The following is a 23,076-nucleotide window of genomic DNA, read 5'->3' as shown; positions in this document are numbered from 1 at the left end:
TTCGGAGGTGTCGCCTTAGATCAGCACGCTGATCGGATGATTCCCAGTGCCTCCTCGACGCGGTCCGCGTGGGTGCGGAAGCTGAGCACGCACAGGCGCAGGAAGAACCTGCCGTCGATGGCCGTACTGCTCAGATACACGCGCCGGCTGGAATTGATCTCGGCCAGGAGCCGCCTGTTGTCCTCGTCCGTTCCGCGCAGCCGGAAGAGCACCACTGTCAGGTCCGGTTGCCACGGCACCTCGAAGCGTGGGTCCCGGGCGAGCTGGCTGTGGACATAGGCGGCGAGGTCGAGCTTTTCGTCCAGCTCCCGTTCGAAGGCCCGTACGCCGTGCAAATGCAGGGGCAGCCACAGTCGCAGCCCCCGGAACTCCCGGGTCAGCTCCACCCCGAGGTGGCCGAAGTCGGGCAGGTCGTCCACCGGGCTGAGGTCCTGCAGGTACCTGGCGTCGGCCGCGTGGGCGGCATGCCCTGCCGCAGCAGCTCGCGAGCCTTCGCGACGCGCAGCTGGGTCACGTACGCGTGCGGCGGCATGCCGTACGCCTGCCGGAAAGAGCGCAGCAGGGCGTACGGTGTGACCCCTGCGGTGGCCGCCAGTTCGGTCAGGCCCGGCGGGTCCGGCATCGTCGCGCCGGCCTCCAGCGTTCCCATCGCGTACGTCTCGTGGCTGTGCCGGGCGAACCGGTGCTGGGCGAACTGCGCGCGCATCAGATCCAGGCCACCGAGCCCGTGGTAACGCCAGTAGCGGGCAGATTCCACATATCCCTTCATAGCGCGAAACCGTGTGAGAAACGCCGCTGGCATCACCCGGATGGAGGATGCCGGGGCGGCGTGATGGGCGATGTTGCGCGACCCGCCCCGACGGGAGTCTTGAGGCATGGAAGCCATCGAGGTGACAGACCTGCGCAAGACCTACGGGGACACCACCGCCGTGGACGGCGTCACGTTCACGGTCCACGCCGGGGAGACCTTCGGCATCGCCGGCCACAACGGGGCGGGCAAGACCACCACCGTCGAATGCCTCCTCGGGCTGCGGCGCGCCGATGGAGGCAGCGTGCGCGTCCTGGGCGAGGACCCCGCGCGCCGGCGCCGGGCCCTGGCCCAGCGCGTCGGCGCCCAGCTCCAGGAGGGCGCGCTGCCGGAGCGGATCAAGGTCGCCGAGGCGCTGCACGCCTTCGCCTCCTTCTACCACCGGCCCGCCGACTGGCGGGTGGTCATGGAGCGCTGGGGACTGACCCCCTTGGCGCGCAAGGCGTACGGCGACCTGTCCGGTGGGCAGAAGCAGCGGCTGATGCTCGCCCTGGCCCTGGTCGGCGACCCCGAGGTGGTCGTGCTGGACGAGCTGACCACCGGCCTGGACCCCGTTGCCCGCCGGGAGACCTGGCGGCTGGTACGGGAGCTGAAGACCTCCGGCACCACCGTGGTGCTGGTCAGCCACTACTTCGACGAGACCGAGGCCCTGTGCGACCGCCTGGCCGTCTTCGCCCACGGCCGGATCCGGGCCATGGGCACCCCGGCCGAGATCATCGCCCGGACCGGCACCTCCTCTTTGGAAGAGGCGTACTTCGCCCTGGAAGGAGCGGACAAATGAAGGCGTTCACCGCGCTCACCACGACCGAGCTGAGGCTGCTGCTGCGCGATCCCGCCTCGGTGTTCTTCATGATGGCCTTCCCGCTGATGCTGCTGGTGCTCAAGCGCGGTGACAGCGGCGCGGTCCCCGGCTACATGGCGATGATCGCGGCCATCGGCGGGATGGGTGCCATGCCCGGCATCGTGGCCGCCTACCGCGAGCGCAAGGTGCTCAAGCGGCTGGCGACCACGCCGATCTCCCCGGTTCTGCTGCTCGGCGCCCAGTTGGTGGCGCAGGTCGCCGCGGCTCTGGTCGGCTCGGCGCTGCTGGTGGTCGCCGCGATCGTGGGGTTCGGCGCGCAGCCGCCCACGAACGTACCCCTGCTGGCCGTCGCCTTCGTGCTGTGCTCGGTGACGGTCTGCGCGCTCGGCTTCGTGATCGCCGCGATCGTCCGCAACACCAGGGGCGCGAGCCTGATCGGCATGATGGTCATGTTCCCGATGGTCTTCCTGGCGGGCGCGGCCGTGCCCCGCAAGGCCCTGCCCGACTCGCTGCGCGCGATCGGCGACTTCCTGCCGCTGACCCCGGGCGTCGACCTGCTGAACGCCGCCTGGACCGGCGCCACTGCCCTCTTCCCGATGATGATCCTCGCCGGGATAATCGTGGCGGGCACGGCGGTGGCCGCGGCGCTGTTCCGATGGGAGTGACGGAGCGGGGGAGTGACGGGGTGAACGTCTGGGAGGCGCGCTGGGTGCGCGCCTTCCACCTGTTGTTCTACGCCTGCCTGGCGCTGGGGCTGATCCTGTCGATCGGCGAGAACAAGAGCCCGGCCCCCGTCACTCTGGTGGTGCTCGCGTCGCTGGCCGTCTGGCACTGGTTCTTCGTCGTCCGTCGGCCGCACCTGCTCGGTCGGCTCCGCCCCATGGCGTTCCACCTGGCCGTGCTCTGCGCCCTCTACGTCGCGCTGGTGCTCACCGACCGTTCCTTCGATATGGTGATCTTCGGGTTGATGCCCCAGCCGTACGTGCTGCTGACCACCCCCTGGTCGTACGCGGGGGCCGTGACGACCATTCTGTGCACGTTCGCGGCGAGGGGCTACCTCGACGACCCCGACGCCCTGTGGCAGCTGGCCGGGAGTTGCGGCCTGGTGGTGGCGATCGGCATGTTCTTGACCTACGTCCTGCGCCAGAGCGAGCAGACCAAGACGCTCGGGGTGCTGGAGGAACGGGCCAGACTGGCCAGGGAGATTCACGACACCATCGCCCAAGGGCTGAGCGGGATCATCACCCAGCTTGAGGCGGCCGAGCAGGCCATGCCCGGATCGGGCACACCCGACCTGCCCGCCATACGCAGGAGGATCGCGCTGGCCAAGGAGCTGGCCCGCGACAACCTCCAAGAGGCCCGCCGCTCGGTGGACGCGTTGCGGCCGGGGCCGCTGCGGGACGCGCGCCTCGACGCCGCCCTGGCGCAGGTCGCCGAGCGATGGTCACGTACGTCCGAGGTGAGCGCCACCGTGACGGTGGAGGGCCCGCCCCGGCCGCTGCCCGGCGAGGTGGGCGCCACGCTGCTGCGCGCGGCGCAGGAAGGGCTGTCCAACGCGGCCAAGCATGCGCGGGCCGGCCGGGTGGCGATCACGCTGACGTACATGGACGACGAGGTGACGCTGGACGTGTTCGACGACGGTAAGGGCTTCGACCCGGACGCGCGCGGCTCCGGTTACGGACTGGCGGCCATGCGCGAGCGCGCCCGCGGCGTGGGCGGAACGCTGACGGTGGAGACGGCGCCGGGAGAGGGGACGGCACTGTGCCTGCGTATCCCCTCAAGCTGATGATCGTGGATGACCATCCGGTGGTCCGCGACGGGCTGCGCGGCATGTTCGACCACGTGGACGACATCGAGGTGGTGGCCGAGGCGGGCGACGGGTACGAAGCGCTGGCCATGGCCAGGCAGGCGCGGCCGCACGTCATCCTCATGGACCTGCGCATGCCCGGCCTGGACGGCGTGGGCGCGATCGAGCGGCTGCGCGTGGACCACCCGGAGATCAAGGTGATCGTGCTGACCACGTACGACACCGACGCCGACGTGACCCGGGCCATGGCCGCCGGGGTGGCGGGCTACCTGCTGAAGGACGCGCCGCGCGAGGAACTGCACCGGGCGGTCCGTACGGCCGCCGCGGGCGGCGCGGTCCTGGCGCCGTCGATCGCCTCCGCGCTCATCCGCGGGCCCGCGGCGCAGCGGCCGAGCCCGCGCGAGCTGGAGGTGCTGCGCCTGGTGGCACGGGGCGCGGCCAACAAGGAGATCGCGAGAACCCTGCTGATCAGCGAGACCACGGTCAAGACGCACATGAAGCACGTCTTCGCCAAGCTCGGCGTCGAGACCAGGGCGGCGGCGGTCGTGGTGGCCATGGAGCGGGGGCTCCTCTGACACGATCTGTCATTCAGCGGTCACATCGTAGGGAATCGGGAATCTCCCCGGTTAACGTTCAAGGGAGCGTTCCACTGGAGGGAGCCGTCCGTGGATGCAGCGGTGACGCCCACGCGCAAGGTGCTCATCAAACTTGACGAGATCAGGGCGTCGTATAGCGAAACGGACGGTCGTCTCATTGATCGCCCGACGCGGACAGGCCGACTCACGGACGTCGCCAAACTCCTCGCCGCCGGGCGCTCCGCCTACGAGCAGGACAAGGACGCCGTCGGCTTCGCCGTCTTCCTGGCCAAGTGGCCGGAGACCTGTCCTGTCACGTCGGCTCAGCTCTCAGCTGGCCGGGGTGGCTCTGGCCGCCGAGGACGGTGCGGCCCTGGGGGATGTCTGGGAGCGCGTCTTCGGCGCGTACCTGCGCCTGCTGGAGCAGAAGTGGGCCGAGCTGAAGGTCACTGACCTGCGGGTCCGTGACCGCATCCTGGCCGGCCTGCGCCGCTGCGCCGTCACGGTACGCCCCGGCACCGACGGCGTCGTACGGTTACGCGCGCTCACCCGCCAGGATCCGCAGCAGAACGAGTCCTTCCTCCTCCTGCTGCGCCGGGTGGTGAACCTGCTGCTCGACAACGGTAACGGTCCGGCACCGACCATGCTCAGGCTCGTCCCCCCAGCCGAACCGCTGCCCCGGGACTTCGGGGACACCGGCGCCGCCATCCGCGATGCCAAGTACACCACCAACCTCACCTTCGTGCCCGTGCACGAACGCGATGCCGTCCAGTACATGATCATGCGGGTCACCACCCACCTCACCCGGCCCGACGGTCAGCCGCTGGAGCTGACGGGAACCGTCTGGCCGCTGACGATCCCCCTCCGGAACGGGTCCGCCCGCTACGAGCTGATCATCGACGACAACCGCGTGGTGCGTGCCGAACGGCTGGGCGACGTGGTGGACCGGCCGCTACCGGCGTGGTACCCACGGCCGGGGACCTCGAGGCGCTCAAGGGCACCTCACTGATCCGCGACATGCCCGTGGATCCCATAGTGGCCGGCCGGCACGGCGGCGAGGCCCACGTGAGCACGGGTGGTCTGGACCTGATCGGTCCGAAGCCCGCCGAACCGACGCCGCACGTCCACTACTTCGACCTCGCCTTCGACGACATGACCCGCGCGGCGTGCGGCCCGCCGGGCGACTGCGGGCCGGGCGGCGACTGGACCCTGCTGCACGAGATCGGCCACGTGGTCACCATGTGCCCCCACGAGCAGGCCTCACTGGCGCTGGCTCGGCTCAGGGACAAGCCGCGGCAGGCGTACGACCTGCTCGACCAGCGGCTGCGCGCCTCCTTGGCGAACGCCGACAATCGGCTCATCCAAGCCTTCAACACCTGGACCACCGCGTACCGGGCCTACACCGACGCGAACGACGACTTCGTCCCCGTGGCGAACCAGACCTGGGCGGCACTCCGGGAGACCGTGCCCCCCAACGTCAAAGAGGTCGTAGCGACCTTCGCCAGGGCACAGGCGGCGGCCGTCGCTCAGGCGGATCCCACGCTGGCCGCCGCCCGGGCGCTGGACGCGTTGCTTCCTGAGGGGCAGCGCGATGTCGTCAAGGTGACTACGGTGCTGCTGCTGCGGCATACGTATATCGCGGGGTTGGCGGCGCCTGGGCTGCTGTTGGCGAGGTTCGCCGCCTATGCCGCACAGGCCGGATACCAGCCGTGCACGCCGTACGGGCGGACGTCGACCAAGGAGTTCTTCGCCGAGACCTACGCGCTGTTCACGTCGGATCGGGAGCGGCTGTGGGAGGCCAACTGGCGGATGTGCGCTTGGCTGGAGGACGGCTATCCGCCTGTGGAGAGATACATGCCGCAGGTCCGCTGATGGCGCGGACGGTCTGGAGATCGCAGCCGGCAGTGACTCTCCGTGCTCGCCGGCTTTGATGAGCCGGCCGATTGACTCGAGGGATTACCCGCCGGATGAGAAATTGCCGACTGTCGACTGTGTGGTTACAGCAGATGTCAAGTCGGCGCGGCTTTGCGGTGTCCGAATAGGTGAATCGAAGGATTACGGAGTGTCCGCCTCTCGTCACTTGAATCTCACTCGTGCCAGTTCAGGGGTGGCCTGGATCACCCACGAACCAGGCCTCTGGGCGTGAAGGCACGGGCTATGGCTTCATTGACTCGGATTCTGCTAAAGACGGGAAAGCTGGTTCAGACTTTCCAAACGTCTGACCGGGCCATTGACGGCCGCTTCATCCGAGGAGCCCGTCGGGGGCGCCCTAGCCGCAGTGAGCCCGGACGGCGGGCCATGCACCTTGGGTGGTGATGATGCTGCGCACCGTATTCGAGCAGAACAGCGAATGGGGCGAAAAGCCGCCGGGTTATCGGTGGCCTTCTCAAGCCCCATCTCACTGGGCTTGTCCGTTTCGGTTGATGAACACCATGGGTGCTGTTAACTTCACACGGTGGACGACACGCGGGTACGGACGGAGGCAATCGAGGACTTCGCGGTGACCCTGCGGGAACTGCGCACCTCGGTTGGCAACCCGTCTTTTCGAGAAATGTCCGGCCGGTCAGGGGCGATTTCTCACACAACGCTGCACGAGGCTACGAAGGGTAACCGGCTCCCGAGCTGGGAGACCACCGTTGAGTTCCTCAAGGCGTGCGGCGCGGACCCGGCCGCGTACCGCGAACGGTGGGAGCGAGCGAACCTGGCGGTCAGATCGCCGAGCGCCGGGGAGCTTTCGATTCGCACGGACACCTCAGTGGATCATCTGCCTGGCGGAGTCGCGGAACCCCGTACCGTGCGGCTCGCCAGCGGATGGTCGGCCGGCGAGATCGTGGGCGAGGTCCCCGCACCGGCGAGACGAGGGCGATCGCGGTGGATCCGCCCGGTCGCGTTCGCGGCCGTGGCCGTCACCGTGGGGTCGGTGGCCGTCATCGTGGCCGTCGTCAACAGCGGCTCCACGCCCGACGAACAACACAGCCCGGCCCTGTCCGGCGCCTCATCGATCGCCGTGCTGTCCCCAGCCGAGTGCCCGGTGCGTTCGACCAACCCGCCCTTGGCCCCGCCGCTGCACAAGGGCGACGCGGTCGTGTTCATCGAGGACGTCACGCTCCCCGACTGCACACGCGTCCGCACCGGCAAGACCGTGACCAAGATATGGCGGCTCAAGAACGCCGGGACCGTGCCGTGGAAGGGCTATTCGCTGCGCCGCCTCGACGTCACGCAGCAAGCCGATCAGTGCCAGACCATTGCCCACGTGCCGATCAAGGACACGCCACCCGGCGAGATGGTCGACATCGAGACCGTCGTCACCACGCCGAGCAAGCCGGGCCTGTGCTACGTGCGATTCAAGATGGTGGACGCTTCGGGAACGGTCCTTTTCCCCGGAAGCCGTCCGGTCAACTTTCAGATCATCGTCGACACACTCTAATTCCCCGCCGCGCAGGATGCGGCGGGGAATTAGAGCCTCGGGGTGGTCAGGAGCCGATAACGATCCCGGTGTAGTAGTTCTTGAGGATCCTGGAGTAGCTCCAGCCCGCTCTGGCCTTGTCGCGGGAGCCGTACTGCGACATCCAGTCGCCGTTGACCCAGTTGCCGCACGCCGTCGTCGTGGAGCAGTACTGGGCCCGGAAGATCTTCCCGCTGCGCGTCAGCCGGGTGCCCCACGTCGCGTCCACCGCGGCGTTCGTCACCGCCTTCGCGGAGCCGGGCTTGTACACCTGGCTCGAGGTGTGGTCATAGACGTCGAAGCACTGTCCGCTCGGCGTCTTGCTGGCGGAGTGCAGCGCCCAGTACCAGCCGAAGTTCTTCACGGCCATCGCGCCGGCCTTGAGGGACTCGCTCGGCCAGCTCGTCACCCACTCGTTGGGCAGGACGTTCTTGACGTAGGTCTTGAAGTCCACCCGCTCCACGCGTTTGAGGGACTCGCGGTACACGAGGATCGTCGTGGGCAGCTTGCTGTCCGTGCCGTCGGTCTTGCATTGGGTCGGCGGTAGGGAGCTACCCAGGAAATCGTGCGAGGCGTTCTGGTTCTTGAGAGTGGAGTTGAGGTTGGCCTTGGCGCCTGGAGCGAAGTCCTGGTAGCTGCCGGTGAGGCCGGTGTTGAAGTAGACGCGGACCTTCTTGCTGCTGCGGTTCCAGGCGGAGGCGGCGGCGTTCTTGATGCACTTGCCCTTGCCCGCGCCGGGGCCCTTGAAGTCATAGCAGCTGGGCTGCGTGGTGGAGTAGTCGGGGATCGAAGTGGTGAAGTCGGAGACCGATCCCTGGTTGTTGCTGTTGAAGTAGTAGCAGAACTCGCCGGTGTCGCAGACTCCGTCGCGGCTGGCCGCCGAGGCGGGCGTCGCGGTGGTCAGCATGGTTCCGCCGAGCGCCATCGCCGTGGTGAGCCCCGAGATCAGCCGTACAGTTCGTGAAGGCACAGGTGTCTTCCTCTCGTGTCAGCGGTCGGGATTCGTTATCGGACGTTGTAGCCCTGGGAGTTCCAGAACGAGGTCGGGTTCGGGTTGTCCAGGGTCGAGTCGCCGACGCTCTTGGACGCCCGCGTCTGCCGTCCGGGGCGCATCTCGACGTGGGTGTGCGCGGACGAACTGCTCGAAACCCCGTGCCACGACTCGTCGGCGATGATCTGGCCGCGGCTGACCGTCTGGCCCACACGCAGGGAGGACCGCGGAGCGGAGTGCAGGTAGATCACCGTCTTGTTCGCCGCGGAGTTGTAGACGGCGATCGTGGACAGTCCGGCCCTGCCGGTGGAACCGAACTGGACATTGATGATCGTGCCCGCCACCAGGTTGTGAACATCCGAGCCGATGCCGCGGGCGATGTCGATGCCCTCATGCCGCCCGGAGGTGGAGGTGTAACCGTCGAAGCCGCAGCTGATCCCGCCGCCGGAGCTCGCGTACAGCGCGAACGACATGTTGGTGCGCGTCGTCGACGACGGGTTGAACTCGTGCGAGGCGTTCTGGTTCTTGAGGCTGGCGTTCAGGTTGCCCTTGGCGCCTGCGGCGAAGTCCTGATAAGTGCCGGTATTGCCGGTGTTGAAGTAGACGCGGACCTTCTTGCTGCTGCGGTTCCAGACGGAGGCGGCGGCGTTCTTGATGCACTTGCCCTTGCCCTCGCCGGCGCCCTTGAAGTCGTAGCAAGTGGGCTGCGTCGTGGAGTAGTCAGAGACCGATCCGGTGAAGTCGGAGACCGAGCCCTGCTGGTTGCTGTTGAAGTAGTAGCAGAACTCGCCGGTGTCGCAGACTCCGTCGCGGTTGGCCGCCGAGGCGGGCGTCGCGGTGGCCAGCACCGTCCCACTGAGCGCCATCGCGGCGGTCGTCGCGGTGAGGATCCTGGTGAAAGTTCTCATGCTGTTTCTCCTTTGTCTGCGGTGCTTCTAGGTCTCGGATGGTCAGCGGAGCTTGGTTTCAGAGGAGTCAGCGACGCTGGTACTCCTCCCAGGTGCGGATGGTCACCTTCGGGCCGTCGTCCGGCCCGCGGTTGGCGAGCCCGTTCTGGCCCAGGTAGTAGTCACCGATCTGGTGCTGGGCCTGGCTGGAGAGGCTGGTGTCGTTGATGGCGGCGGCGTGGATGTGCCACGGCCAGTCGCCTTGCTGGGGGCTGCGCACCCATGCCGCGAAGCCGACACGGCGCAACGCGCGGCAGACCGCCGTGCGGGTGGCGGCGGTCATCCCCTTCACCGTGACGTCGATGACGCCGCCGCCATCGTGGGTGCCCACGGACGTCGGGTCGCCGCCGGGGTTGTACGAGCCCTGATCCAGCGCGAGATCGCGGCCGAGCAGGCGCTTCGCCTCGGCCAGCATGTTCCGGGTGCGGGTGTTGATGACGGCGGTGCCGACGGACACCCGGGCGCCCGGGTCGATGCTGCTGGTGACGGTGAACTTGCCGGCGCCGAGCTTGGCGAGCGACCCCTTGCCCGGCAGGCCGTTGGCGTCGAGACCGGTGAGGCCGAGCGACTTCTGGTACTTCGCATAGGCGGTGACCGTCGTGGAGCCGAAGTAACCGTCCACCCACTTCGCGTCGAGCAGGCCCCGGTCGCGCAACGTCTGCTCAACGAGGAGCACACTGGCCTTGGCGCCCGGGGTCAGCGTGTTGTCAGGCCGCCTCGGGTCGATCTGGGCCGCCTTGACGGTGGCTTCCATGTTCACGCTCGGAAGGGCGCTCATGCCGGCCGCCTCTGCCGCCGACATCACGGACGCCTCGGCTGGGGAAGCGAGCAGGGCGGCCGATATGACGGCAGCGGCGCATGAGGCCAACTTCATCGTTACTCCTGGGGTGGGATTGCTGGGCGGCGGGATCAATTTCGCCGGTTACCCAACGTGTCCACAAGGAGATCGGTGTTGTCAGCCTGTCCGCATGCGATCTGACAGCCCTCGCGGTACGCCGTCTGACAGGTGTTCCGGTGCTGCTGACAGGGCCTGACCAGGCATGACATGCACCATGACGTTGGCTAGGAGCTGCCCGCGGAACGGCCCGCTCCGCGGGCGCGGCAACATCGGCGGCGGTTACACGCAGCGACCGATGACGCGCAGCGAGTGGAAGTCGGAGCGCTAGTGCCAGTTGTGTGGCGCGCGTTTGAGGGTGTAGGCCGCTTCCGGCAGATCGTCCCGGACGCGGATCATCCAGTGGGCGAGATCGGTGGTGAGATCGGCCCGGATGGTGGCGAGCGCGGGATCGTCGTACCGGTTGTCCAGCGAGTCCGCGAGATCAAGTCGAGGTACGAGATGTTGCACAACGAGGCCCTGCCTCGGCGGGCTTCACTCCAGTTGATTGGGGAGATGGCAGAGCAATGGACGACGTGACCGCAGAACTGCTGGAGAGCGCCGCGTGGCGTAAGGCGACTCGCTCCGGGGAAGCCGGCGACTGCATCGAAGTGGCTCCCTTGGGCGACGGCCAAGTGGGCTTGCGCGACTCAGAGCATCCGGAGAAGGCCCCTTACGTCTTTTCGCCTTCGGTCTGGGCGGCGTTCATCGACGGCGTCAAGAAGGGGGAATTCAACTTCTGAAATGTCCATGGCGGCGTCCCTGTCTCGCTCACCAGATCCGCGTCAGTCGTCGCTGCGCTTTTTGGGGGCGTAGATCTGGCCGGCGGGCGGGGGAGTCACGCGTACCTTGCTTCCCCAGCCGGTGAAGCGGGTTTCAATGGTGAACACATCGTCTCCCGCCAGAGTCACTCCCAAGATCTCCGTCGCCGGAAAGGACGTGAGCAGTCGCTGCGGCAGGTTGTTCGGGCCGAGGGTGAGTTCGTAGTCCAGCGCGCCGTCGTTGTCCTTGAGCAAGGTGGCGGCCCGATACCACGGGGACACCTCCCAGAGCCGGGCCTTGCTGATGCTGCCCTTGTAGGTTCGGCCCGTCTTCTTGCCGCCCTTGATGAGGGCCTGGAGGGTCGCGGGCTCGGCCGGGTTCGGCAGCTGGCAGTCGATCGAGCTGGAGCCGCCGGGCATGGGCGCCCTGACCTTGAGCCAGCTCTTGCCCTTGGGGAGGGGCTCCGGCATGTCGCCCTTGACATAGCTGATCTTGCCGATGCTGATCGTATGTTCGTCGGCCAGCGAGATGCCGATGGTCTTGAAGACCGGGCCGTCGTGTTGGGTGTAATCGGCATTGATGTCCGCGGCCAGGATGTCGCCCATTCCGCCCTTGACCGGCTTGCCGTACTGCAGGACGCCCGTACGCCGTAGAAAAGCGGTCTTGCCGGCCAGTTCCACGAACGACATGACGTCAGTGAACTTCACCCCCTTGCCTGCGGCCATCTGGCTCTTCAGGGCCTTGACCGGGTCGGCGGGAGCGGCGGCCTGAGCCGGGGCCGCGGCGGCACCGGCCAGGACGACGGCGCCGATGAGGGCGGCGATGGAGCGCTTTAACGGGTTCCTCCTCGACAGGATGGACGGGAGGAGCCTTCCATGCCTTGATCACGGCAGGACGTACGGCTGGGCACAAGATCGTCTCTGGCCACCGTATTGACCGATTTACCTACCACATTGACCGGATCCGATCAATATGATGCTCCGATCTTGTCAGGTCGATCGGTCTGGTCAATAGTTGCGGCAAAGCAGTCAAATTCGATCCGCTGCCCGATCGAACGTGACTAAGGAGCCGCCCAGTGCGACCAAGCCCCTCCCTGCGTCTCGTAGCCGTCGCGATCACCACGCTGGCCATGTCAGGCATCGCCCCCGTTCCGGCGGAGGCGGCCCACAACAACCGGATCAAGGCGGTGACCTCCGGAAACGCCCGCTTCGAAGTGCTGTCCCCAACCCTGATAAGAACCGAGTACGCGGGCGACGCCAAATTCCTCGACACCCCGACCTTCAACGCCGTCGGGCGCGGCGCCTTTCCGGCGACGCCCTTCACCTCCAGTACGTCGAACGGCTGGCTCACCATCAGGACGAGCGCTCTCACCCTGCGCTACCAGGTCGGTTCGGGCCCGTTCACCCCGCAGAACCTCTCGGTCAGCCTGAAGACCACGACCGCCGCCCCATGGCAACAACTGACCTGCCCCGCCGGAGCCCTGTGCGAGGCCGAGGACCTCTCGTACGGCGGGCTGGCTGTCGCCACCAACCACACTGGCTTCACCGGCGCGGGCTTCCTGGCGGGCTTCGAGGGCACCGGCAACTCGCTGTCCGCGGACGTGAACGCGACCACGCCAGGGCAGTACCAGTTCGCCATCCGCTACGCCAACGCCGTCGGCGGCGACGGCCAGCACACGCCGCGCACGCTCACCCTGTCGGTGGACGGGGGCACCGGCCAGACCGTGACCCTGCCGGTGACCGCGAACTGGGACACCTGGGCCATCGCCACATCCGGAGTGCAGCTCGCCGCGGGTCGGCACATGATCACGCTGACCCGCACGCCCGCCGACTCCGGCAACGTCAACGTCGACAGCCTCGCGCTGCTGCCACCGGGCGCCGGATATCCGCCGCCGTCGGCCAGGGCCACCGTGCCCTGCGCGTACGGCACGAGCTGCGAGGCCGAGGCGGGCGGGCTCACCGGTACGGCCAAGGTGGTGCAGGACCACGCCGGCTACGCGGGCAGAGGTTTCGTCGCCGAACTCAACCAGGGCGCCGGCCTGGCCACCCGCCTGGTGGGCGTGCCCGCCGACGGCACGTACACGCTGCACATCCGCTACGCCAACGGCATCGGCGGCGACGGCCTGCACCAGACGCGAACGGCCACCGTCACAGCAGGCGGCGCCACGCAGCAGATGACCTTCCCGATCACGGCCGACTGGGACACCTGGGCGACGGCCGCCACCACGGTCGCGCTCAAGTCCGGCACGAACGACATCATCCTCACCTGCCCCGGCGCCTCCGGCTGCCGCGTCAACGCGGACACGCTCGCGGTGACCCCCACCGGCACGGCCGCCCCGCCGCCCCACCTCGCGCTCGGTGGCTACCGCCGCAGCCTCGACAACGTGAACGGCGACAACGGCACCCCGCCGACCACTCCGGGCCTGCCGCACAAGGACGGCTGGTACCTGCTCGACGACACACCCTCGGCCCTGTACGACCCCGCCACCGGGAAGGTCGCCCAGCGGCCCGGCGGCAGGGTGTACCAGGACGGTTACTTCTTCGGTTACGGCCACGACTACAAGCGCGCCCTGTCGGACCTGTCCACCCTGACCGGGCCGCCGGCGCTGCTCCCTCGCTGGGCGTACGGCGTGTGGTACTCCGAGTACATCGACCGCACCGCGGCCGACTACCAGAACACGATCCTGCCCAGGTTCCGCTCCGAGGGCGTCCCGCTGGACGTCCTGGTCACCGACACCGACTTCAAATCGCCCAACACCTGGAGCGGCTGGCAGATCGACCGCGCGAAGTTCCCCGACCCGAAGGTGTTCTTCGACTGGTCGGCCGCCCAGGGCCTGCACAACACGCTCAACGTCCATCCCAGCATCGTCGGCGACGACCCCCAGTTCGCCCAGGCGCAGGCCACGGCCAAGGGCAAGCTGCGGAGAGGCGGGTGCGCGGGGGCCGCGGGCGCGAACTGCTACACCTTCGACTGGGGCGACCCCGACCAGCTCAAGGCGTACATGGATCTGCACAAGACCATGGATCAGCAGGGCAACGACTTCTGGTGGCTCGACTGGTGCTGCGACGCCTCGCAGTCCTCGCTGCCCGGCGTGACCCCTGACGCCTGGATCCACCAGCAGTACGCCGCGGCCCACGGCGGCTTCGTGCTCTCCCGTGCCTTCGGCTCCCTCCAGACCGGCTCGTACGCCGGCCGCTCGGGCCTGCCCACCGGCCCGTGGGCCGACAAGCGCACCACTGTCCACTTCTCCGGCGACACATCCTCGACCTGGGGAACCCTCCGGGCGGAGGTCGGCTACACACCCGGCGAATCCGCCGCCACCGGCATGTCGTCCATCAGCCACGACATCGGCGGACACAACGACACCACGGGCCTGCAGGGCTCGGAGACCTACCTCGACAACGGGCAGACCAGGCGGACCAGCAAGCTGCCCGACGACCTGTACGCCCGGTGGGTCCAGTTCGGCACCTTCCAGCCCATCGACCGCCTGCACAGCAACCACGGCGACCGGCTGCCCTGGCAGTACGGGACGGCGGCCAAGGACTCGGCGAAGAAGTTCCTCAATCTGAGGGAGAACCTGGTCCCCTACACCTACACGCTGGCCCAGGAGGCCAACGCCACCGGCGTCCCGATCGTCCGCCCGACATACCTGGAATATCCCGAAGAGGAGGCCGCGTACGCCACCGCCGCCAGCCAGTACTTCTACGGCCCCGACCTCCTGGTCGCGCCCGTGACCACACCCGGCGCCACGGCCACGACCTCGGTGTGGTTCCCGCCCGGGCAGTGGACCGACTACTTCACCGGCCAGACCTACACCGGCGGCACCACCCGGACCATCACCACCGGCCTCGACACGATGCCCGTGTTCGTCAAGGCCGGGGCCATCCTGCCGACCAGGACCGCTGACGTCGCCAACGACGTCAAGAACCCCCTGAACAAGGTCACCCTGAGCATCGCCTCGGGGGCCTCCGGCTCGTACACGCTGTACGACAAGACCTCGATCCGATACTCGGAGTCAGGAGGGCGGCGGACCGTGAGGATCAGCGGCAAGGCGCGCCAATGGACGCTCACCTTCCTGAACGTCGCACCTCCCACGGACTTGCCCGCAGACGCGTACCGCTATGACGGCGCCACCCGTACCCTGACCGTCAAGCTCCCCGAACACGCCACTCGGCTCAGCTTCACCTCCGACTGACACCCGAGGCCGACTGACACCCGAGGCCCCGTCGGGGCGGGGCCTCACACCACGCAGATCGGTTCGGTCACGCCGGCATAGATCGATGCCCTGTCCGCGTCCTTGCTTGGCGACATCGCGAGGAGGACGGGTGGATCCAGGATTTGAGGCGGACTTCCGGGAGTTCGTCATCGATCGATCAGGGGCGCTGTTCCGTACCGCGTACCTGCTGACCGGCGACCGGCACGCCGCCGAGGACCTGGTGCAGTCGGCGCTGGCGAAGACCGCCGCGAAGTGGCGCGGCCTGCGCGACACCGGGGCCATCGAGGGCTATGTCCGCCGCGCCATGTACCACGAGCAGGTGAGCTGGTGGCGGCGCCGTTCCCGCGTCGCGGAAGTGTCCACCGGATGGCTGCCCGAACAGATCGCTGATGGGCACGCCGAGATAGCGGATCTTCGCCTGGTCATGCGCGCGGCTCTTGCCCGGCTGACACCCCGGCAGCGGACCATGCTCGTGCTGCGCTACTTCGAAGACCTGTCCGAGACCGAGATCGCGCGACTGCTCGGGGTCAGGGTGGGGTCGGTGCGCAGCCAGATTTACCGGTCGTTGGAGCGCCTGAAGAAGGCCGCACCTGAACTGAGCACTGTGAGGGAGTTCAGATGAACATCGAGGATCTGCTGCGCGAGGCCCTTTCCGACATGGCTCACGAGGAGCAGCCACCCCCACCGGGCCGGTTCCTCCAGGTCAACCGGGGTCGATCCCGTCGGCGCGGCCTCGCCCTGGCAGCGGCGGCGGCCGTAACCGTGATGGCGGTCGGATCCACGCTCGTGATCCAGGGGCTGTCCTCTCAAGCGGTGGTCTCCAAGGACGTCGCCGAGCAGGGCACCGGCGAGGCGCTCGTGCCGACCAAACAGGGACAGACCACCCTGACCGTGCGAGAAGGCCTGCGGCTCTCCCAGATCGTGGAGCAGCTGGCGACCGCCACCGGCAGACCGCTGGCGGAGTTCAAGCGGGCCGCCAAGGACGGCAGGGCGCTGGGCCTTCCGGCCTACGCCAAGGGCGCGCTGGAAGGATTCGCCTTTCCCGGCACCTACGAGGTCTCGCCCACGTCGAGCCCCGGCGAGATCCTCGCCGCGATGGTGGCACGCTTCAATCGCGCCGCCGAGGACAGCGACCTGGTGGACGGTGCCAGGCGTGTCGGCCGTACGCCACGGGAGATCCTGATCATCGCCAGCATCGTCCAGGCCGAGTCGATCAACAAGCGCGACATGCCCAAGATCGCGCGGGTGATCTACAACCGGCTGAACCACACGCCCGAGATGAGCCTGAAGGTGAACAGCACACTCCTGTACGGCCTGGACAAGTCCGGCACCAGGGCCTCGAACGAGGACCTCAAGAGCCGGTCGCCGTACAACACCTATACGCGCCTCGGCCTGCCGCCCGGTCCCATCTGTAGCCCGGGCGCCGACGCCATCAAGGCCGCACTGAAGCCGGCCGCCGGGCCTTGGCTGTACTTCGTGACGATCGATCCGAAGAACGGCGTCACGAAGTTCGCCGACTCCCCACCCGCTCTCGACAAGCTGCTCGAGGAATACCGCAAGAACCTCAGGACCGGGTGATGGAATCGGCCTTGACCAGCCGGTAGACATACTTCGCCATGCTCCGGCCACGTGGTCTCGCCACCGCGGGCGCGGGCGAACCCTCGGTCAGCATCTCGTAGAAGACCTGTACGAGCAGGTTGTCGACGCGGAACATCACGTCCGCGTACCCGTAGTCCTTGCCGGTCGGGTTGAACACGCAAAGCTCATCCGCGTAGTCATGAAGCCGCATGGCGTCCTTGAAGAAGCCGGTGCGCTCCTTTTCGAAGGCCGCCGACGGTCGGCGGCGTACGCCGGCCGGCCCTCGACGGCGAAGTAGAGCGTGGCACCCAGAGACCACAGATCGGCCGCTGGACCCGGCTCGGAACCGGCCAGCCGTTCCGGGGCGATATAGCCGACGGTGCCGACCAGGGACGCCGACTGGGTCGCGGTGGCGTCGGCGACCGACGCGATCCCGAAGTCGGTGAGCACCGCCCGGCCATGGTCGTCGAGTAGCACGTTCTGTGGCTTGACGTCCAGGTGCAGCACGCCCTCGTCATGCGCCGCCGACAGCGCGTCGAGTACCTGTGCGCCGATTTCGGCCGCCCGCCGCGGATCCAGCGGCCCGTTGGCCTTGACCTCTTGGTCGAGCGGACGTCCGGAGATGAAACGCATGACGATCCACGGCTGGCCGTCCTCCTCGAGGACGTCGTACACCCCCACGATGCCCGGGTGCTCGAGGCGAGCGATCGCCCTGGCTTCGTGCATCGCGCGCGCCCGCAGCCTGGCCTGCTCCTCGGCGCTGAGTCCGGCCGGCAGGTGGAGCGCCTTCACCGCGACCGTACGACGTAACTTCTGGTCGTATCCCCGCCAGACGGTGCCCATCCCGCCCGAGCCGATCGGCTCGCTCTCCAGCACGTATCGACCGTCGGCGAGGCTCCGCCGTTCACTCACGACCACACCTCCTGCACCCGGGCGTCGTCATCTTCGCATCGACCCCTTCTGACCGCCGAAGCCGCTTCACTCTTACAAGCGAGTTCAAGAAGATCGGCAGGAAGCATTCTGGACCAAGCTCGGCGGCTCGGCCACGATGAGGAGATGACGGGGAGTGGATCAGCGCGACCGCCGACGGCGGGCGGGGAAGCAGGCTCGCGCCTGAACTGGACGGCGGTGAGCGCTCTGGCGGGTGCGGTCGCCGCCGTGATCGCGCTGGTCGCGTACCTGTCGCCGCCATCCCCGCCGCCTGCGCAGCCTCAGCCCGACGCGGTAGTCCCCACCACGGCCCCGCAGTCATCGTCACCAGATCCGGTCACCACTCGGCCCGCACCGCCGACCCTGAGCCCATCGCCCGAGTCCAGGACGCCCGAACCACCAAGCCCTACGCGAGTGGTCTCGGCTTCCTCTTCACCGCTGCCGCCGGTCCGGCCCGGCGGCTGCGACGATGCGGCGGCGGCGCTGGCCGCCTACCGCCGGAACGCCGGGACCGTCCGCAGCAGCCAGGCGGCCGCGGCTCAGCAGACGTACCGCGACCTGATGAGCACGGTCCTCGACGCGGAAGGAGTGGTGGGGGCGAAGATCAGCCGGCTGGCACAAGAATTCCAGGAACTGAACTTCCGCTTGACCGGCATGACCGGCGGCGACCCCAACCAGGTGATCGCGGACATCAATACAGACACCGCGGAGCTCAACAGGCTGTGCGGACCCCCCTGACCTGACGACACGTCACAGCCCCTGAGCACGAGAGGTCATGACGTGGCTCCGGTGAGCTGGGCGTGAAGGCGCTTGCACTCGTGGACGAAGCGGATCGTCCGGCGGCTGCGCGCGTACGCGACGACGACCGGGATCTCCTCGCGCGCGCCGGTCCAGCGGGCCACGTCGGTGGCGAAGGCGACGAGTTCGGCGTGGGTCACGGTGATGCGCTGCCCCTCGCCCGGAAGCATCTCGGGCAGCAGGGCGCGCAGGATGCGCCACACCTCGTGGTGGCCGCCGGCGTCGGCCAGCTCGGCCAGGCCCGCGATGGCGGGGCGGGTCTCCCGCCAGGTGCGGCGCAGCACCAGCGCGAGCTGGCGGCCGATCGCCTCAGCGGGCAGCTCGCCCCTGGCGGCCATGCTCAGGACCAGCGGGATGACGCCGGGCACGCTGTCGGTCAGGAGAAAGGCGAGGATCACCGCCGTGGACTCGCCCAACGGGCCCTGGGCGATCTCCAGGCCGGTGATCTCCGCGGGCATCAGCCCCGCGCCCCAGCGGCCGCGCAGCAGGAAGGGCAGGAAGTTGACGGCCACGACCTCGCGGTGCGAGGGCAGCATGGCGGGCCACGCCTGGATCGTGCCGCCGGACTCGTCGACCGTCCAGTCGAACGGCTGACGCAGCAGCACCTCGTCGATCAGCCGATGGCCGGTCGGGGCCGTCACCCGCAGCACGGGCTGCAGCCTGACCTCGGTGAAGTGTTCCGGTTCGCCGTCGCCGAACTCGACCATGGACCCGTTCACCATGTGGCGCCACACGTGGCCGCACTCGGGGTCGGCCATGCCGTCACCGGCGAGCCAGCGGGCGGCCGAGCGCGCCGCCGCCGAGTCGACCTTGGCGGCCCGGTCGGCCGCGGCCTGGTGACTGCCCCGGGGCAACCGCAGCAGCGCCAGCGCCAGGTCGGCCGGGGGCGGCTCCACTCCGGCGGCGGCGCAGGTCTCCAGCCGGTCGACCAGCACGTCAGGGTCGAGGTGGCCGCTCATCCAGGTCGGCGTGGCCAGGAGTACGGGCGGCAGGGTGCCGTGACGGAGGGCCTCGGCGAGTTCCGCGTAGCGATGCAGCAGGAAATCGTGGGGCGGGGAGACGCGATTGGGGTGGGGCAGCTGGTTGCGCCGCCGCCACTCGTCGTGCTCGGGCAACTCCTTGGGCATGAAGGAACGCAGCCGGGGCGGGACGAAGACGACGGTCACCTCCACGAGCGGCTCGCTCGGGCCTGGCGGTGGCACCTGCTCCTCCGCCCGCATCGCCGCGATCCGGGCGGGGTCCACGCCGAGCTCGGCCATGCGCTCGTAGGCATGGTCGAGGATGAAGGACGGGATGGCCTCCACGGAGTCGTCGTACAAGTCGCCAGGCAGCCTGTCGTTGTCAGTGGGGGAGCCGTACAGGTGGATCCGGCCTCTGACGAAGGGGATCCGCCGGTCGCCTTCGCGGGCCACCGCCCCGTCCGGGCCGTCGTCGCTGGTCCAGGTGATGAAGAAGACGCGCAGCGGGGTGTCGTCGTCGAGGTAGCGGCCAGGCCGGTAGGCGCCGCCCATCATGATCCCCCGGCGCCTCGGCTCCGGGCCGGGCTCCTCGCCACGGGTGAGTTCGCGTACTCCCACGGAGTGGCTCGCGTCGTCCCAGAACTTCTCCGGTTCGATCGGCGGCAGTTCCCGCACACTCCCGGGAGTGACGAGCTCGGCGGACAGCGCCCACTGCCAGTCGTCGGGGTCGAGGCGCACCTCCTTGGACCGCCAGTAACCCCGTTCCTGCTCGACGTGGGGCTTGAGCGTGCGGCGTAGTTCCGCCCGGTCCTCGGCGATCCCGGCGACGAAGGCCGCCAGCCAGCGCTCCTGACCGATCCAACGCTCGTGGTAGGGGTGGTTGGGGAAGATCGACGGCTCGGGGAACCGGCCCGCCTCCGGCAGCTCGGGCAGCGGCGGGAACTCCTTCTGCTCCAGCAGTTCCTCGACCGGGGTCTCCCCGCCGAACCGCTCGGCCAGCTTCGCGCCCAGGCCGGCGGGGAGGTGGCGAGCGCCGTCGAGGATCGCCTCGGTGCGGTCGGCGAACAGGTCGGCGTGTTTCAGGGTCAGCTCGGCCGCGCGGTTGCGTACGTCGAAGGACTTGTGCGCGTACGCCGTGGTCAGCGCGGTCACGAAATCGGCGGCCCCCTCGGGCGTGGCCCGGATCGCCTGGTCGAGCCAGCGCAGGCCGGTGGCGGCGAACTTGGCCTCCTCCCGGAAGGTGAGCGCGTCGACCGCCTCGACCAGGTCGGCGTGGTCGAGCGGCATCGCCCCGCGCACCTGCCCGGCGGCCAGCTCGGCGACCGGGCCCGGAGCCGACGGCAACAGCCGCAGGTAGTCGCGCAGGCGGGGCGCGGACTCCGCGGGGGTGGGGTCGAGGAGCATGTGCAGCCGTACGAAGAACCGCAGGTCCTGCGCCTCGCCGCCGCGCAGGAAACGGCTCACGCAGCCGTCGAGCACCTGCTCCCTGGGCAGCTCGCGGGCGGCGGCGGCCAGCCAGCGGGTTGGCCGGGGCTCCAGCCGCTCGTCACGGAGGGCGCGGCCCGCGCCGTCGGCGTCGAAGACGCGAGGCAGCAGTACGGGGGTCAGCGGGTCATCGGTCACGTTCGGCGCGGCCAGCCAGGCGGTCACCAGCGGGTCGTGGTCGGGCGGCACGGCACCGGACGCGCGCAGCAGCGCCACGGCCAGCGGCGCGATGCGGTCGGCGGGACGGCGCACCCGCTGGGCCAGCCGGACCGCGACATCACGACGCCACTCCGGGGGGCGGGTGGCCGCCACCCGGCACACCAGGGCGACGTCGGGGTCCCCGGCCCAGCGGCGATTGACGTCGCGGCTGGTCATCCACGTCACAGCGGCCGCCGGGCCGGTGATGACGCCTACACCGGTCAGCAGCAGCGCGTCGGCCAGCTCGTCGAGCACGTCGCCGACCTCCCAGGAGGCCATCTCCTCGAAGTCGTCGGGATGCTGGGCGCGCACCTGCTCGGTGAGGGTGCGGCGCAGCTCCTTGACGAGGCCGGGCAACCGTCCGCCCAGCTCGGCGCGCTCCTCCTCGGTGAGCGTGACCAGCCGGTCGGCCAGGCGACTGACCTGGTTGCCGGTGACCAGATCGCGGATCTCCGTCCAGAGCGTCATCGGGAGACCTCCACGGCGGCGCGCGCGACGATCCGGGCGGCCAGCACGTGTTTGCACGGCCCACGGGAGCCGCGATGGTCCCACCACCACTCGCAGGTACAGGACCCGTCGGTCAGCGAGACTCGGCGCGCGCCACCCGAGGTATGGACGGTGGCCAGCTCGCCTTCGAGGTGCACGGCGCCCGCGTCGACGAGCTTGCGCGCCTTGGCCAGCCGCGGGTTGAGCAGGATCACGTTGTCCTTGTCATAGGGCAGCTCACGGTGGAAGTGGGCGGCCTCCGACAGGTCGTAGCCGACCCGCCCGGCGACACCGAGCTGCGTCAGCGCGGCCCGTACCCGGTCGGCGGGCATACCCGCGCGGTCGGCCAGCAGGCCGATCTCGACCTCGGGCTCGAAGTTGAGCAGCATGCCCACCACGTCGGCGTCGTTCTCGGCCTCGTCGGTGGCCAGGTCGTCGAGCACCGCGCCCTCACCGGAGAAGCCGCGCCAGCGCTCGGGCGAGAGGGTGAGCGTATAGCGCATGCCGGGAAGCTCCAGCTCCCACGCGCTGGAGGCGGCGTCGGCCGGGCCGTACACCCGGAGGGACTTCGCGAAGCGCAGCAGCGGCAGGAGGGTGCCGAGCCGGTTGGGGCCGGCGAGCTGGACCGAGCCCGGAACCTGACGGTCGGAGACCTTCAGCTCCCGCCCCGCCTGCGCCACCCACGCCGTGCCCTTCTTGGGCAGCCCGCGCAGGAACCGCACCGCCGCCATGCCGGCCAGCTCACCGCGCTGGTCCATACCCGAGGCGATGACCTGCACCTCGGCGAAGCCGCGTAGCCAGCGCTCGGGCAGCGGCACCTTCTTCTCCACCACCGCGCCATCCAGCGTGGTCACGACCAGCTCGTCGAGCCCGACCCCCAGGTGCAACGGGTCACGCGCGCCGATGCGCGCCAGCGCCTCCCGGAGCGGCGCGTTCACGTCGACGTTGGTGGTGCCCCGGTCGAACACCTCGCCGTCGAGCGCGCCGCTCAGCAGATCGAGCCGGGCGTACACGCCGCCACAGGCCGAGAACGACTCGAACCGCAACCGGTCCCCATTGCACGTCACCACCGGGTCGCGCACCCAGCCGGGCCGCGCCTGCGGCTGGTGGTAGCGGGCCAGCGCCACATCGGCGACACCGAGCAGGGCCGCCGCGGCGGGGGCCGCCTGGGTCACCACGCCGCTGAAGAACCGGGGGGCGACGGCCGGGCCGGACAGGGCCCGCCCGCCGGAGGTCGCCAATCCGAGACGACCGTCGACAAGGGAGGAGGGCGCGGCGTACGTGTACGCCTGCGTCGCTGAAGTCATGGCCGGGACGTTAGATCACCCCACCGACAAACCAGCGCGACAGATGCCGAGAATGATTTAGTTGTGGTGGGCGACGCGGGCGCCGAATTTTGGGTCCGGACAAGTCCG

23 protein-coding genes are annotated in these 23,076 nt (G+C 69.0%); 12 read left to right on the top strand and 11 right to left on the bottom strand.

Going from position 1 to position 23,076, the window contains the following annotated elements:
* Nucleotides 1–20: 20 nt before the first annotated feature.
* Both AB0B61_RS30820 and AB0B61_RS30815 read right to left on the bottom strand, forming a co-directional pair.
* Nucleotides 21–419: a pyridoxal-dependent decarboxylase gene (locus tag AB0B61_RS30820; protein ID WP_358439088.1), complete on the bottom strand. Its 399-nt coding sequence runs from the start codon at nt 417–419 to the stop codon at nt 21–23.
* A complete protein-coding gene (locus tag AB0B61_RS30815) occupies nt 377–769 on the bottom strand; it encodes a helix-turn-helix domain-containing protein (RefSeq protein WP_358439086.1) in 393 nt (130 codons plus the stop codon). The genes AB0B61_RS30820 and AB0B61_RS30815 overlap by 43 nt, the downstream gene beginning before the upstream one ends.
* Before the next feature lie 106 nt (nt 770–875).
* Between AB0B61_RS30815 and AB0B61_RS30810 the strand changes: the two genes are divergently transcribed.
* From AB0B61_RS30810 to AB0B61_RS30780, 7 genes are all read left to right on the top strand, one after another.
* Nucleotides 876–1,589, top strand: coding sequence for an ABC transporter ATP-binding protein (locus tag AB0B61_RS30810; protein ID WP_358439083.1), 714 nt, complete (start codon nt 876–878; stop codon nt 1,587–1,589).
* Nucleotides 1,586–2,275: an ABC transporter permease gene (locus AB0B61_RS30805; protein ID WP_358439080.1), complete on the top strand. Its 690-nt coding sequence runs from the start codon at nt 1,586–1,588 to the stop codon at nt 2,273–2,275. The genes AB0B61_RS30810 and AB0B61_RS30805 overlap by 4 nt, the downstream gene beginning before the upstream one ends.
* A 20-nt stretch (nt 2,276–2,295) precedes the next feature.
* Complete coding sequence (locus tag AB0B61_RS30800; protein WP_358439077.1) at nt 2,296–3,396, top strand: sensor histidine kinase; 1,101 nt, start codon at nt 2,296–2,298, stop codon at nt 3,394–3,396.
* Complete coding sequence (locus AB0B61_RS30795) at nt 3,396–3,992, top strand: response regulator transcription factor (RefSeq protein ID WP_358439074.1); 597 nt, start codon at nt 3,396–3,398, stop codon at nt 3,990–3,992. Before AB0B61_RS30800 ends, AB0B61_RS30795 begins: the two co-directional genes overlap by 1 nt.
* A 343-nt stretch (nt 3,993–4,335) precedes the next feature.
* Entirely contained in the window at nt 4,336–5,001 is a 666-nt protein-coding gene (locus tag AB0B61_RS30790) for a hypothetical protein (protein WP_358439071.1), read from the top strand.
* Nucleotides 4,953–5,864 (top strand): hypothetical protein, encoded by a 912-nt coding sequence (locus AB0B61_RS30785; protein ID WP_358439068.1) that lies wholly within the window; start codon nt 4,953–4,955, stop codon nt 5,862–5,864. Before AB0B61_RS30790 ends, AB0B61_RS30785 begins: the two co-directional genes overlap by 49 nt.
* An 883-nt stretch (nt 5,865–6,747) precedes the next feature.
* A complete protein-coding gene (locus AB0B61_RS30780; RefSeq protein ID WP_358439066.1) occupies nt 6,748–7,419 on the top strand; it encodes an NBR1-Ig-like domain-containing protein in 672 nt (223 codons plus the stop codon).
* 46 nt (nt 7,420–7,465) lie between these two features.
* Here AB0B61_RS30780 and AB0B61_RS30775 read toward each other — a convergent pair whose 3' ends face one another.
* The 4 genes from AB0B61_RS30775 to AB0B61_RS30760 form a co-directional block, all read right to left on the bottom strand.
* Nucleotides 7,466–8,407 (bottom strand): SpoIID/LytB domain-containing protein, encoded by a 942-nt coding sequence (locus AB0B61_RS30775; protein ID WP_358439063.1) that lies wholly within the window; start codon nt 8,405–8,407, stop codon nt 7,466–7,468.
* A 35-nt stretch (nt 8,408–8,442) separates the two neighbouring features.
* Nucleotides 8,443–9,336 carry a peptidase inhibitor family I36 protein gene (locus tag AB0B61_RS30770; RefSeq protein WP_358439061.1) on the bottom strand — a complete coding sequence of 298 codons (894 nt, stop codon included), beginning with the start codon at nt 9,334–9,336 and terminating at the stop codon, nt 8,443–8,445.
* A gap of 67 nt (nt 9,337–9,403) precedes the next feature.
* Nucleotides 9,404–10,249 (bottom strand): peptidoglycan-binding protein, encoded by an 846-nt coding sequence (locus AB0B61_RS30765; RefSeq protein WP_358439058.1) that lies wholly within the window; start codon nt 10,247–10,249, stop codon nt 9,404–9,406.
* Nucleotides 10,250–10,537: 288 nt separating this feature from the next.
* Nucleotides 10,538–10,720: a hypothetical protein gene (locus AB0B61_RS30760; RefSeq protein WP_358439057.1), complete on the bottom strand. Its 183-nt coding sequence runs from the start codon at nt 10,718–10,720 to the stop codon at nt 10,538–10,540.
* A gap of 56 nt (nt 10,721–10,776) precedes the next feature.
* Between AB0B61_RS30760 and AB0B61_RS30755 the strand changes: the two genes are divergently transcribed.
* Nucleotides 10,777–10,992, top strand: a complete 216-nt coding sequence (locus AB0B61_RS30755; RefSeq protein ID WP_357652365.1) for a DUF397 domain-containing protein — start codon at nt 10,777–10,779, stop codon at nt 10,990–10,992.
* 42 nt (nt 10,993–11,034) lie between these two features.
* On the opposite strand, the gene AB0B61_RS30750 is transcribed toward AB0B61_RS30755, so the two are convergent.
* Nucleotides 11,035–11,736 carry a hypothetical protein gene (locus tag AB0B61_RS30750; protein WP_358439054.1) on the bottom strand — a complete coding sequence of 234 codons (702 nt, stop codon included), beginning with the start codon at nt 11,734–11,736 and terminating at the stop codon, nt 11,035–11,037.
* A 350-nt stretch (nt 11,737–12,086) separates the two neighbouring features.
* On the opposite strand from AB0B61_RS30750, the gene AB0B61_RS30745 reads away from it, so the two are divergent.
* From AB0B61_RS30745 to mltG, 3 genes are all read left to right on the top strand, one after another.
* Entirely contained in the window at nt 12,087–15,206 is a 3,120-nt protein-coding gene (locus tag AB0B61_RS30745; protein ID WP_358439051.1) for a TIM-barrel domain-containing protein, read from the top strand.
* Nucleotides 15,207–15,336: 130 nt separating this feature from the next.
* Nucleotides 15,337–15,849 carry a SigE family RNA polymerase sigma factor gene (locus AB0B61_RS30740; protein ID WP_358439048.1) on the top strand — a complete coding sequence of 171 codons (513 nt, stop codon included), beginning with the start codon at nt 15,337–15,339 and terminating at the stop codon, nt 15,847–15,849.
* Nucleotides 15,846–16,805: an endolytic transglycosylase MltG gene (gene mltG / locus AB0B61_RS30735; RefSeq protein WP_358439046.1), complete on the top strand. Its 960-nt coding sequence runs from the start codon at nt 15,846–15,848 to the stop codon at nt 16,803–16,805. The genes AB0B61_RS30740 and mltG overlap by 4 nt, the downstream gene beginning before the upstream one ends.
* Here mltG and AB0B61_RS30730 read toward each other — a convergent pair.
* A complete protein-coding gene (locus AB0B61_RS30730; protein WP_358439043.1) occupies nt 16,792–16,983 on the bottom strand; it encodes a hypothetical protein in 192 nt (63 codons plus the stop codon). The two genes, mltG and AB0B61_RS30730, sit on opposite strands and share 14 nt — an antisense overlap.
* Complete coding sequence (locus AB0B61_RS30725) at nt 16,941–17,717, bottom strand: serine/threonine-protein kinase (protein ID WP_358439040.1); 777 nt, start codon at nt 17,715–17,717, stop codon at nt 16,941–16,943. The genes AB0B61_RS30730 and AB0B61_RS30725 overlap by 43 nt, the downstream gene beginning before the upstream one ends.
* 432 nt (nt 17,718–18,149) lie before the next feature.
* Here AB0B61_RS30725 and AB0B61_RS30720 point away from each other — a divergent pair, with 432 nt between their 5' ends.
* Nucleotides 18,150–18,473, top strand: a complete 324-nt coding sequence (locus AB0B61_RS30720; RefSeq protein ID WP_358439037.1) for a hypothetical protein — start codon at nt 18,150–18,152, stop codon at nt 18,471–18,473.
* Between the two features lie 35 nt (nt 18,474–18,508).
* Here the strand turns inward: AB0B61_RS30720 and AB0B61_RS30715 are convergent, their stop codons facing one another.
* Together AB0B61_RS30715 and AB0B61_RS30710 are read right to left on the bottom strand one after the other, a co-directional pair.
* Nucleotides 18,509–21,643: a DUF6493 family protein gene (locus AB0B61_RS30715; protein WP_358439035.1), complete on the bottom strand. Its 3,135-nt coding sequence runs from the start codon at nt 21,641–21,643 to the stop codon at nt 18,509–18,511.
* Nucleotides 21,640–22,968 carry an SWIM zinc finger family protein gene (locus tag AB0B61_RS30710; protein ID WP_358439032.1) on the bottom strand — a complete coding sequence of 443 codons (1,329 nt, stop codon included), beginning with the start codon at nt 22,966–22,968 and terminating at the stop codon, nt 21,640–21,642. The genes AB0B61_RS30715 and AB0B61_RS30710 overlap by 4 nt, the downstream gene beginning before the upstream one ends.
* Between the last annotated feature and the right edge of the window lie 108 nt (nt 22,969–23,076).

This window comes from Nonomuraea sp. NPDC049158 (assembly GCF_040648335.1).
In the GTDB taxonomy this organism is placed as follows: Bacteria; Actinomycetota; Actinomycetes; order Streptosporangiales; family Streptosporangiaceae; genus Nonomuraea.
This window is presented reverse-complemented; position numbering and strand designations above follow the sequence as displayed.